This window comes from Streptomyces sp. NPDC001108 (genome assembly GCF_053598535.1).
Genome location: NZ_JBSFKL010000011.1, coordinates 111,034 through 122,161, shown reverse-complemented (window position 1 = coordinate 122,161; position 11,128 = coordinate 111,034). Strand labels below are relative to the sequence as shown.

The window sequence follows — 11,128 nt, the reverse complement described above, 5'->3', positions numbered from 1 at the left end:
TATCCGGCCATCCTGTGGACCAGGGAGGCAGCTCAGTTGTCGCGCTTCTCCTTGATCTTCGCGGCCTTGCCGCGCAGCTCACGGAGGTAGTACAGCTTGGCGCGACGGACGTCACCGCGGGTGACGAGCTCGATCTTCTCGAAGATCGGGCTGTGCACCGGGAAGGTGCGCTCGACGCCGACGCTGAAGGAGACCTTGCGGACCGTGAAGGTCTCGCTGACGCCCGCACCCTGGCGGCGGATGACTACGCCCTTGAACTGCTGGATACGGGAGCGGTTGCCCTCGATCACGCGGACGTGGACGTTGACGGTGTCACCGGGGCGGAACGACGGGACGTCGGTACGCAGCGACGCGGCATTGACGTCGTCGAGCAGGGAAGCCATGTTGTCTGCTTTCTTCGCCGATGCCACAGGTCATCGACGGGAACTAGGGAGGAACGGAGGTGCTGATCGCGTCGGACGGGCGTCGGGACCATCCCCGCTCGCGTGGGGATGGTCGGGGTTCCCCCTGTGGCAGGGGCGCACGCCGGACGTACAGCAGCGGCCTATTCTTCCACGGCCTCGGGCCTGCGCCAAAATCGGCCGTCCGGGGCGGGCGACCAGCCGAGGATGGAGAGCATCTCGCGGTCCTTCTTGTCGAAGCCCGCGGCGTCGCAGCGCTCGATCAGATCGGGCCGGTGGAGGGCGGTACGGCGGAACGCCTCGTCCCGCCGCCAGCGGGCGATCTTCCCGTGGTGGCCGCTGAGCAGCACCTCGGGGATCTCCCTGCCACGCCACACCGGCGGCTTGGTGTAGACCGGCCCCTCCAGCAGGTTGGCCATGGCGCCGGGGGCGAAGGAGTCGTCCCGGTGCGATTCGGCGTTGCCGAGCACGCCGGGCAGCAGCCGGGCCACCGCCTCGGTGACGACCAGGACCGCGGCCTCCCCGCCGGCCAGCACGTAGTCGCCGATGGAGACCTCGACGACCGGCATCCGGGTGGCGTACTCCTCCGTCACCCGCCGGTCGATGCCCTCGTAACGGGCCGGGGTGAAGATCAGCCACGGGCGCTCGGAGAGTTCGACGGCGAGTTCCTGGGTGAAGGGGCGGCCGCTGGGCGTGGGTACCACCAGCACCGGGGAGTGCGCCCCGGCCTCGTAGCCGTCCGCCAGCACGTCGTCCAGCGCCTCGCCCCAGGGCTCGGTCTTCATGACCATGCCGGGTCCGCCGCCGGCCGGGGTGTCGTCGACCGTGTGATGCCGGTCGTGGGTCCAGGAGCGCAGGTCGTGCACGTGGACGCCGAGGCGGCCGCTCGCGCGGGCCTTGCCGACCAGGGAGACGTTCAGCGGGTCCAGGTACTCCGGGAAGATCGTGACGACGTCGAGCCGCATCAGCGGTCCTCCCCCTCGGCCGGGGCGCCGTCGCCCGCCTCGTCCCGGGCGGAGGCGACCACGGCCTGGTCGGCGTCGATCAGACCGGGCGGCGGATCGATCACCGCGCGCTGCTCGTCCAGGTCGATCTCGGTGACGATCTCCTCGACGAACGGGATCATCACCTCGCTGCCGTCCGGCCGCTCGACGATGAAGAGGTCCTGCGAGGGCAGGTGCGTGATCTCGGTGATCCGGCCGATCCCGGTGCCGTCGGCCAGGACCACGTCGAGGTCCATGAGCTGGTGGTCGTAGAACTCCTCCGGGTCCTCCGGGAGTTCGGCCGGGTCGACCTCGGCGATCAGGAGCGTGTTGCGCAGGGCCTCGGCGGCCGTACGGTCGCGCACGCCCTCGAAGCGCAGCAGCAGCCGCCCGCTGTGCACGCGTCCGGTCTCGATCGTCAGCGGTCCGGTGGCCGCCGGTTCGGTGGCGAGCACGGCCCCGGGGGCGAGCCGCAGCTCCGGCTCGTCCGTACGGACCTCGACGGTGACCTCGCCCTTGATGCCGTGGGCACGGCCGATCCGCGCGACTACCAACTGCACCTTGTGTCTCTCCTGTCATACGACGACGGGCCGGGGCGGGCTCATGGCCCTCCCCGGCCCGTGCCGGTGTTCAACTCTGTCAGCGAACCTGGTCCACATCGACGAGGTCGACGCGGATGCCACGGCCGCCGATGGCGCCCACGACGGTACGCAGCGCGCGGGCGGTGCGGCCGTTACGGCCGATCACCTTGCCGAGGTCGTCGGGGTGGACCCGGACCTCCAGCACGCGGCCGCGGCGCAGGTTGCGTGAGGCGACCTGCACATCGTCGGGGTTGTCGACAATGCCTTTCACGAGGTGCTCGAGAGCCTCCTCGAGCATGCTCAGGCCTCGGTCGACTCGGCCGCGTCGGCAGCCTCGTCAGCCTTCTTGTCGGACTTCTTCGCCTTCTGCGTGATGGCCTCGCCCTTGGCCTCCTCGCCGTCGCCCAGGCTCTCGAAGAGGGCCCGCTTGTCGGCCTTCGGCTCGGGCTGCAGCAGCGGCGCGGGGGCCGGGAGGCCCTTGTGCGCCTGCCAGTCACCGGTGAGCTTCAGGATCGCGAGGACCGGCTCGGTCGGCTGGGCGCCGACGGACAGCCAGTACTGCGCACGCTCCGAGTTGACCTCGATGCGCGAGGGGTTCTGCACCGGGTGGTACAGACCGATCTCCTCGATGGCCCGGCCGTCACGGCGGGTACGGGAGTCGGCGACGACGATGCGGTAGTGAGGCGAACGGATCTTGCCCAGACGCTTCAGCTTGATCTTGACTGCCACGGGAGTGGTGTCTCCTGGTCTATGACGTGGTTGGGCACAACGAAGATGCCACGTGGGGTTGCGGTACTCGGGTGCCCGATGGACGCGTCAGCCGGAGGAGAGAGGGGTCCTGTGCGACTGTCGAGTACAGCTAGCCATTGTGCCACACCGCATCGGGTCACCCCACCGCGACCGCGGCTTCCGGGATACGGAAGGGCTTGCCGCAACCTCCGCAGACGATCGGCGCCTGCGCCAGGACCGACGGCACGACCCGGACGTTGCGTCCGCAGTCGCACACGGCCTTGACCCGGACACCCCCGCCGGAGGAGCCGTGCCGGGCGGCCGGCCCGCGGAAGGAACGCTTGGTGTCGGCGGCGGTGGCGACCGTGTGCGCCTTGAGGGCGCGCTGCAGCCGCTCGATCGTCGGCCGGTACCGGCGCTTGGCCTCGGGGTTCAGGGCGACCAGCGAGAAGCCGCTGCTGGGGTGGGGCTCCTCGACGTGGTCGAGGCCCAGCTCCTCGGCGATCGCGAGGAATCTGCGGTTGTGGTAGCGGCCCGCGCGCGAGGTGTCGCGGACGCCTCGCGCGGCGGCGATGCCATGGACTGCCTCGTGGAGCAGTCGTTCGAAGGAGAGCTCGGCGCCACAGGCGGACGAGGATTCTCCGATCAGGGACTCGGGCGCGGCCAGATCAGGCAGCTCGGGGTGGTACCGCTGAATGTCGGCCCACGCCTGTGCCAGCTCTGCGGCAAGTACAGGTGGTGTCGTGCTCACGTCGTGACCAACGAGCACGAGTGCCCCGGTGTTCCGATTCCGGGCCATCCCAAATAATTTGCACGTACCAGTCAGTTGCTCAGTGATGCGTCCCGACGAGGGCGGGTGCGCAGAACTGCGGAGAAGCCGCGCAGCTCGCCTCAAGGTGGTACGTAGCGCGCGTACGCCGGACCCGCGGATCCGGGCCGGGCGGCGGGGGCGGGCGGCTCGATCGCGGCGGGCCCCGGCGCCGGTGGGCGGCTGCCACCGGGGGCGACGATACCGGGCGCGCGGTATGGACCTGACACCGGCCCGTGCCGCCGTCGCCGGGGCGCCGGGCGCTCGACGTGCCCGGTCCGGCGTGTCGGGTGAGACTGGGGCGAGGCGCGGAGCGCGCGTCGCGGGCGGGGGCGGGCATGCGCGCGCGGGGGGCATCACGTGCCCGGAGCACGTACTCGGGGAGTACCGATCGGAACACGGCCGGGAACCGGCGGATTGGGGCGCTTTCCATGACACGTACGCTCGTCCGGCACCGCAGCCGCACGGAGGCACCCGCACGACACCCGAGGCCGGGCGGCCACGCCCGGGACGGGAAGCGGGACCCCGGCCCCGATCGGGGCCGGGAACGGCAGGACCGTCAACGGGACGACCGGGAGCGGGATCGCGAGCGGGACCGGGAACCCGACCGGGACGGACTCCAGGAGCGGATGCTCACGCCGCTGTACGAAGCGGTGTACGAGCGCCTGGACGTGGGCACCGGCACCCGGCTGCTCTCCCTCGGCCACGCGACGGGCCCGGCGCTGCTGCTGGCGGCGGCGCGCGGGGCGCGGGTCACCGGCGTGGACGGCGATCCGGAACGGCTGGCGCTGGCCCGGCCGTCCGACGGGGTGCCGTACGACCTGGTCACCGCGTTCGCCCCGGCCGGCTGCGCCTCCGAGGGCGGTGCGGAGCTGGCGGCCGCGGTGCGGTCGGCGGCGGGGCTGGCCGCGCGGGGCGGCACGGTGGTGCTCACCGGCTGGGGTCCGCCGGAGCGGTGTGCGGCGGCGCCCGTGCTGCGAGTGGCGGGGCGGCTCTCCGGGCGGGACGACCTGGAGGAGCTGGCCGTGCGGGCCGGACTGAATCCGAACGGTTCGGGCCGGGTGGCCTGCCCGTTCGCCTATCCGGACCTGGGGAGTGCGGTGCGGGCGCTGACCTGCACCGGGCTGCTGGACGCGGCGGTGCGGGCGACGGGGAGGGCCCGGGTGGAACGGGAGGCCGCGCGGGCGCTGCGGCCGCACCGGCGCGGGGACGGCACGGTGTGGCTGCCGAACGTCTTCCGCTATCTGGTGTGCGCCGTCTGAGGCCCGCGCGGACCGCGCGGGCCTCCCGTCACTTGGCCAGCCGGGTGATCCCGGCCGCCCGGTACGCCGCGTCCTCGTCGAGGGTCTCGTGCTCCAGCAGCGCGGCGGAGAGGGCGTCCAGCCGCTCGCGGTTCTCCCGCAGGAGCCGGCAGGCCACCTCGTAGCACTCGTCGACGATCCGCCGCATCTCGTCGTCGACCGCGTCGAGGGTGGCGGGCGCCGCCGACAGGCCGTACGCCTGCTGGGCGTCGGCCGGGATCGCCGTCAGCCTGCCCACCCTGTGGCTCATGCCCCAGCGGCCGACCATCCCCCGGGCCAGGTTGGTGACCTGCTCCAGGTCGCTCTCGGCGCCGGTGGTGATCACGCCGAAGACCACCTGCTCGGCCGCCATCCCGCCGAGCGCCCCGACGATCCGGCCGCGCAGGTACTCCTCGGTGTACGCGTACTTGTCGGCGTCCGGGGTGGAGAGCGTGACGCCCAGCGCCCGGCCGCGCGGCACGATCGTCACCTTGCGGACCGGGTCGGCGCCGGGCTGGACCATGCCGAGCAGCGCGTGGCCGCTCTCGTGGTACGCGGTCCGGCGGCGCTCCTCGTCGGACATGACCAGGGAGCGTTCGGCGCCGAGCTGGACCTTCTCCAGGGCGTCGGAGAAGTCGGGCTGGGTGACCGCGGACTGGTGTCGCTTGACCGCCAGCAGCGCGGCCTCGTTGGCCAGGTTGGCCAGGTCCGCGCCGGTCATCCCGGGGGTGGTCCCGGCGACCTGGGCCAGGTCGACGTCGGGGGCCAGCGGGATCTGCCGGGTGTGGATCTCCAGGATCGCCTCCCGGCCGCTCCGGTCCGGCGGGCTGACCTGCACGATCCGGTCGAATCGGCCGGGCCGGGTGAGCGCCGGGTCGAGCACGTCGGCGCGGTTGGTGGCGGCGAGCACGACGACGCCCTCCGAGCCGGAGAAGCCGTCCATCTCGGTGAGGATCTGGTTGAGCGTCTGCTCGCGCTCGTCGTGGCCGCCCATGCCGGAGCCGGCGCTGCGGGCCCGGCCGATGGTGTCGATCTCGTCGATGAAGATGATGGCCGGGGCGACCTTGCGGGCCTCCGCGAAGAGTTCCCGGACCCGGCCGGCGCCGACGCCGACGATCATCTCGATGAACTCGGAGGCCGACGCCGAGAAGAACGGCACCCCCGCCTCGCCCGCGACGGCCCGCGCCAGCAGGGTCTTCCCGGTACCGGGCGGCCCGGCGAGCAGCACCCCGCCGGGCATCCGGGCACCCATGCGGCGGTACGCCTGCGGATTCTTCAAGAAGTCCACGACGTCGTTGAGTTCGCCCTCGACCTCGTCGATCCCGGCCACGTCCTCGAAGGTGGTGCGCCTGGCGCCCTCCAGTTCGACGGGCTTGGGCGGGGGCTTGCGGCCGAAGCCGCCCATCCCGCCGCCCATGCCCCTGGCCATCCGCCGGGCGATGAACACCCAGAGCGCGATGAGGAGCAGCATGGGCGCGAGCGAGATCAGCAGGTTGGCGAGGAAGCTGCGCTGCTGGACGACGGGTTCGGCGGTGACCGTGACGTTGTCCTTGACCAGTTCGGCCCAGAGGTTGTCGTCCGCGAAGGCGGGGCGCTGGGTGACGAAGTTGGTGTACTTCTTGTCGCTCCCCGGGACCTTCGCCTCCTTCTTGAGCCGCCCCTCGATGGCGTCGCCCTTGGAGTAGATCTTCTCGACGTTGCCCGAGGTGACCTGCTTGCTGAACTCGGTGTACGAGACCGTTCGCTCCTCCTTCCCGTTGAAGAAGGAGAGCACCAGGTTGGCGACCAGGTAGACGGCGAGCGCGGTGAGCAGCAGCCCGCTCCAGCCGCCCGGCATCTTCCGGCCGGGCGACGGGGGCGGCGGGGCGCCCTCGGAGCGCCAGGGCTGGTCGGTCCGGTCGCGGGGAGGTACGGGGTTGGTCACGCGCACTCCTCTGCCGACAGCCGTTGATGCGACATTAAGTGAGGAATGCGGGCAGAGCCCTCCGAAGGGGTGTCCCGCTGGGCTCTTGGAGGGACGGGGCACGGGGCCGTACGCGCCGAGGGGGCGCCCGCCGGGGTGGCGGGCGCCCCCTCGGGACACCGTCGGGCCGTCACCGGCCCGGAGTGCGGGCGGGTCAGCCCATGAACTTCTTGAACTCGTCCGGGAGCTCGAAGTTCTTGTCCTCCGGCGCGGGCAGTCCGAGCGCGCCGCCCTGCGCCGCCTGGGCCCGGCGGGCCGCCGCGGCCTGCTCCTCGGCCTTGCGCTTCATCGGGTTGCCGCTCTTGCGCTTGCCCTTGGCCTGCTTGACCTGCTTCTTCTGCCGGCCGGGGCCACCGCCCATGCCCGGCATCCCGGGGATTCCCGGCATGCCGCCGCCCTGGGCCATCTTCGACATCATCTTGCGCGCGTCGAGGAACCGCTCGATCAGGTTCTTGACGGCGCTGACGTCGACACCGGAGCCCTTGGCGATACGGGCCCGGCGCGAACCGTTGATGATCGTCGGCTCGGCGCGCTCCTTCGGGGTCATCGACTTGATGATCGCGGCGGTGCGGTCCACGTCGCGCTCGTCGATGTTGTTGATCTGATCCTTGATCTGCCCCATGCCGGGCAGCATCCCGAGCAGCTTGGAGATGGAGCCCATCTTCCTGACCTGCTCCATCTGGGCCAGGAAGTCGTCGAGCGTGAAGTCCTTGCCCTTGCTGGACGCCAGCTTGGAGGCCATCTTGGCGGCCTCTTCCTGGCTGAAGGTCTTCTCCGCCTGCTCGATCAGGGTGAGCAGGTCACCCATGTCGAGGATGCGGGACGCCATGCGGTCGGGGTGGAAGGCGTCAAAGTCCTCGAGCTTCTCACCGTTCGACGCGAACATGATCTGCTTGCCCGTGACGTGGGCGATCGACAGGGCCGCGCCACCGCGGGCGTCGCCGTCGAGCTTGGAGAGCACCACGCCGTCGAAGCCGACGCCGTCGCGGAAGGACTCCGCGGTGTTGACCGCGTCCTGACCGATCATCGCGTCGACGACGAAGAGGATCTCGTCCGGGCTGACGGCGTCGCGGATGTCCGCGGCCTGCTGCATCAGCTCTTGGTCGATGCCGAGGCGGCCGGCGGTGTCGACGATCACCACGTCGTACTGCTTGGACCGCGCGTGCTCGATCGAGTCCTTGGCGACCTGGACCGGGTCGCCGACACCGTTGCCCGGCTCGGGGGCGTACACCGCGACACCGGCGCGGTCGGCCACGACGCTGAGCTGGTTGACGGCGTTGGGGCGCTGGAGGTCGCAGGCGACGAGCAGCGGGGAGTGGCCCTGGCCCTTCAGCCAGAGGCCGAGCTTTCCGGCGAGGGTGGTCTTACCGGCACCCTGGAGACCGGCGAGCATGATGACGGTGGGCGGGTTCTTGGCGAACCGCAGCCGTCGGGTCTCGCCGCCGAGGATGCCGACGAGCTCCTCGTTGACGATCTTCACGACCTGCTGCGCCGGGTTCAGCGCCTGGGAGACCTCGGCGCCGCGCGCCCGCTCCTTGACGCTGGCGATGAAGGCACGGACGACCGGAAGCGCGACGTCCGCTTCGAGCAGGGCGATACGGATCTCGCGAGCCGTGGCGTCGATGTCCGCCTCGGACAAGCGGCCCTTGCCCCTGAGGTTCTTGAAAGTCGCGGCAAGGCGGTCGGAGAGAGTATCGAACACGGCGCTCGTCGGTCCTCAGGGTCGGGGGCAAAGTGGATTCGGTACCCCAGGGTATCCGGCCCGGCCGTGACGACGACCCCTGCCCGGGAATTCCGCGGCGCGGCCGCTCAGGCCCGCAGCGCGGCCTCGACCGTGCCGGCCACCGCCGTCGCCCGCTCCCCGGGCAGCGGCTTCCCGTCCGGGTCGGTGACGTAGAAGGCGTCCACCGCGTTGGCGCCCAGCGTCGACACGTGCGCGCTGCGCACCCGTACCCCATGGCCTTCGAGCGCCCGGCCGATCCGGTGCAGCAGGCCCGGGGCGTCCTGGGCGCGCACCTCGATCACCGTCGCCCGCCGGGAGCCGCCCTCCGCGACGGTCACCCTCGGCGGCGGGGCCTGGACACCTCGGCGGGGCCGGGCGGCGGCCTCGCGTTCGGCGAGTCGGGCCGTGACGTCCAGGGTGCCGTCCAGCGCGCGGACGAGGTCGGCGCGGAGCCGGTCGGCCCGGGGCAGCGGGCCGTACTCGGCCGCCACCCGCCAGCCGAGCAGCAGCACCTCGCCGAAGCCGCCGAGCCCGCCGGGGAGTTCCAGGGTGCGCAGTTCGGCGGAGCGCACGGTGAGGCGGTGCAGGGCGAGGACGCCCGCCGCGGCGGGCAGCACCCCGGGCCGGTCGGGCAGCGCGATGTGGAGTTCCGCGCCGACGGGCTCGGGGCCGTCCTCCGGTCCGGGGGGTCCGGTGCGGGTGTGCAGGGCGAGGACCGGGCCTCCGGTACGCAGGGCCTCGACGGCGAGGCGTTCCTGCTCGGCGCCGGGGGCGGCCGGTTCCGGCTCCTCGGGGGCGCGCCCGGCGAGTACGGCGGCGACGCGTTCCACCAGGTCGGCGACGAGCGAGGCGCGCCAGGCGGACCAGGCGGCGGGCCCGGTGGCGAGGGCGTCGGCCTCGGTGAGCGCGTGCAGCAGCTCCAGCGCGGTGACGCCGCCGACCGCGTCCGCGACGAGGCGGACGGTCGCCGGGTCGTCCAGGTCGCGCCGGGTGGCGGTCTCGACGAGGAGCAGGTGGTGGCGGACGAGGGTGGCGACGAGGTCCGCGTCGTGCCGGTCGAGGCCGATCCGGACGGCGGTGTCCCGGGCGACGGCCGCGCCGGTCACGGCGTGGTCGCCGGGCGTCCCCTTGCCGATGTCGTGGAGGAGGGCCGCGATCAGGAGGAGGTCGGGGCGGTGGACGCGCCGGGTGAGGGCCGAGGCGCGCACGGCGGTCTCGACGAGGTGGCGGTCGACGGTCCAGGTGTGGACGGGGTTGCGCTGGGGCCGGCAGTGGACGTGCTCCCAGGCCGGGAGGGACCGGGTGATCAGTCCCTCGGCCTCCAGCGCCTCCCAGACCTGGACGGTGGCGGCGCCCGCGCCGAGCAGGGTGACGAGTTGCTCGCGGGCCTCGGCGGGCCAGGGCACCGGCAGCGGGCGCCCGGCGGTGGCGAGTCTGCGCACCGCGTGCCGGGAGAGCGGCAGTCCGGCCCGGGCGGCCGCGGCGGCGGCGCGCAGCGGGAGCACCGGGTCGTGTTCGGGGCGTGCGGTGCGGGCGAGGACCGCCTCGCCGCCGGCCTCGACGACGCCCTCGGCGAGCGGGGTGCGGGGCTCGGCGGTGATGCGTCCGCCGCCCAGCACGGCGCGCAGCCGGGGCCGGGCGGACCGGGCGCGCAGCACCCGCCCGACCTCGCGCCAGGTGACGTCGGCGGCGTACGCGACGGTGCGGGCGGCCCCGTAGACCCGGCGGAGCAGGGCGTCCGCGTCGGGCAGGCCGAGGGCGGCGGCGACCTGGTCCTGTTCCTGGAGGGCGAGCCGGTCGGTGGCGCGGCCGGTGGTGAGGTGGAGGGCGTCGCGGGTGTCGAGCAGGACGCGGCGGGCTTCGGCGAGCCCCTCGCGGGGCGCGTCGGCGATCCAGGAGGCGGCGACGGCGCGCAGCGCGGTGGTGTCACGCAGTCCGCCGTGGGCCTCCTTGAGGTCGGGTTCGAGGAGGAAACGCAGCTCGCCCAGGCGTGCGGCGCGCTCGCGGCAGAGCGCGTCGAGGGCGGGCAGCCGGGCGGGGGCCTGGGCGCGCCAGTCGGCGAGGACGGCGGTGCGCAGCGCGGCGGCGAGTGCGGCGTCCCCGGCGACGGGCCGGGCGTCGAGCAGCCCGAGCTGGACCCTGAGGTCGGCACCGGCCGCCCGGCGGGCCTCGGCGGGGGTGCGTACGGAGTGGTCGAGGGCGATGCCCAGGTCCCAGACGGGGTACCAGAGGTGGTCGGCGAGCGCGGCGACGGCGGTGGGGCCGGCCTTGCCGTCGTGCAGGAGCAGCAGGTCGAGGTCGCTGCGCGGGGAGAGTTCGCCGCGGCCGTAGCCGCCGACGGCGACGAGGGCGGCGCCGTGGACGCCGGTGTGCCGGGCGGCGGCGGTGAACAGGGCGGTGAGCCAGTCGTCGGTGAGCGCGGCGAGCGCGGCGCGGCGCGGCGGCCCGGCCGGCCCGGTGCCCTGGAGGAGGCGCAGCCGGGCCGCCGGGTAGCCGCCGGGCTCCGGGTCCGCCGGTCCGGTGGTCGGTTCGGTGCTCGTCACCCGGCTGCCTTTCGTCTGGGGGTTGTCGTACGGGGCCCGGGGGCCGGCGGAGGAAGCCGGCCCGGGACGTCCGGCCCGCGGGGCCCAGGGGGAGGCCGCCGCGGGCCGTACGGGTCC

General features: G+C 73.4%; 10 protein-coding genes. 1 reads left to right on the top strand and 9 read right to left on the bottom strand.

Going from position 1 to position 11,128, the window contains the following annotated elements; translation table 11 throughout:
- Window positions 1-32: 32 nt before the first annotated feature.
- The 6 genes from rplS to ACWC97_RS23965 form a co-directional block, all read right to left on the bottom strand.
- A complete protein-coding gene (rplS, locus tag ACWC97_RS23990) occupies window positions 33-383 on the bottom strand; it encodes a 50S ribosomal protein L19 (protein ID WP_352276324.1) in 351 nt (116 codons plus the stop codon).
- 161 nt (window positions 384-544) lie between these two features.
- Complete coding sequence (gene trmD / locus ACWC97_RS23985; protein WP_352276322.1) at window positions 545-1,366, bottom strand: tRNA (guanosine(37)-N1)-methyltransferase TrmD; 822 nt, start codon at window positions 1,364-1,366, stop codon at window positions 545-547.
- A complete protein-coding gene (gene rimM, locus ACWC97_RS23980; protein ID WP_352276320.1) occupies window positions 1,366-1,944 on the bottom strand; it encodes a ribosome maturation factor RimM in 579 nt (192 codons plus the stop codon). The genes trmD and rimM overlap by 1 nt, the downstream gene beginning before the upstream one ends.
- A gap of 79 nt (window positions 1,945-2,023) precedes the next feature.
- On the bottom strand, window positions 2,024-2,263 hold the full coding sequence (locus ACWC97_RS23975; RefSeq protein WP_005311361.1) for an RNA-binding protein: 240 nt from the start codon (window positions 2,261-2,263) through the stop codon (window positions 2,024-2,026).
- Window positions 2,264-2,265: 2 nt separating this feature from the next.
- Window positions 2,266-2,694 (bottom strand): 30S ribosomal protein S16, encoded by a 429-nt coding sequence (gene rpsP, locus ACWC97_RS23970; RefSeq protein WP_352276318.1) that lies wholly within the window; start codon window positions 2,692-2,694, stop codon window positions 2,266-2,268.
- A 157-nt stretch (window positions 2,695-2,851) separates the two neighbouring features.
- Window positions 2,852-3,445 (bottom strand): hypothetical protein, encoded by a 594-nt coding sequence (locus ACWC97_RS23965; RefSeq protein WP_352276316.1) that lies wholly within the window; start codon window positions 3,443-3,445, stop codon window positions 2,852-2,854.
- Between the two features lie 488 nt (window positions 3,446-3,933).
- On the opposite strand from ACWC97_RS23965, the gene ACWC97_RS23960 reads away from it, so the two are divergent.
- Entirely contained in the window at window positions 3,934-4,764 is an 831-nt protein-coding gene (locus tag ACWC97_RS23960; RefSeq protein WP_450651467.1) for a class I SAM-dependent methyltransferase, read from the top strand.
- A gap of 28 nt (window positions 4,765-4,792) precedes the next feature.
- Here ACWC97_RS23960 and ftsH read toward each other — a convergent pair whose 3' ends face one another.
- From ftsH to ACWC97_RS23945, 3 genes are all read right to left on the bottom strand, one after another.
- Window positions 4,793-6,706 (bottom strand): ATP-dependent zinc metalloprotease FtsH, encoded by a 1,914-nt coding sequence (gene ftsH / locus ACWC97_RS23955; protein WP_352276314.1) that lies wholly within the window; start codon window positions 6,704-6,706, stop codon window positions 4,793-4,795.
- Window positions 6,707-6,899: 193 nt separating this feature from the next.
- Complete coding sequence (ffh, locus tag ACWC97_RS23950; RefSeq protein ID WP_352276312.1) at window positions 6,900-8,447, bottom strand: signal recognition particle protein; 1,548 nt, start codon at window positions 8,445-8,447, stop codon at window positions 6,900-6,902.
- Window positions 8,448-8,554: 107 nt separating this feature from the next.
- Complete coding sequence (locus tag ACWC97_RS23945) at window positions 8,555-11,011, bottom strand: [protein-PII] uridylyltransferase (protein ID WP_450651465.1); 2,457 nt, start codon at window positions 11,009-11,011, stop codon at window positions 8,555-8,557.
- Between the last annotated feature and the right edge of the window lie 117 nt (window positions 11,012-11,128).

Coding starts and splice junctions, on each gene's coding strand:
- rplS (WP_352276324.1), bottom strand. CDS start 383: ATGGCTTCCCTGCTCGACGACGTCAATGCCGCGTCGCTGCGTACCGAC.
- trmD (WP_352276322.1), bottom strand. CDS start 1,366: ATGCGGCTCGACGTCGTCACGATCTTCCCGGAGTACCTGGACCCGCTG.
- ACWC97_RS23975 (WP_005311361.1), bottom strand. CDS start 2,263: ATGCTCGAGGAGGCTCTCGAGCACCTCGTGAAAGGCATTGTCGACAAC.
- ACWC97_RS23960 (WP_450651467.1), top strand. CDS start 3,934: ATGACACGTACGCTCGTCCGGCACCGCAGCCGCACGGAGGCACCCGCA.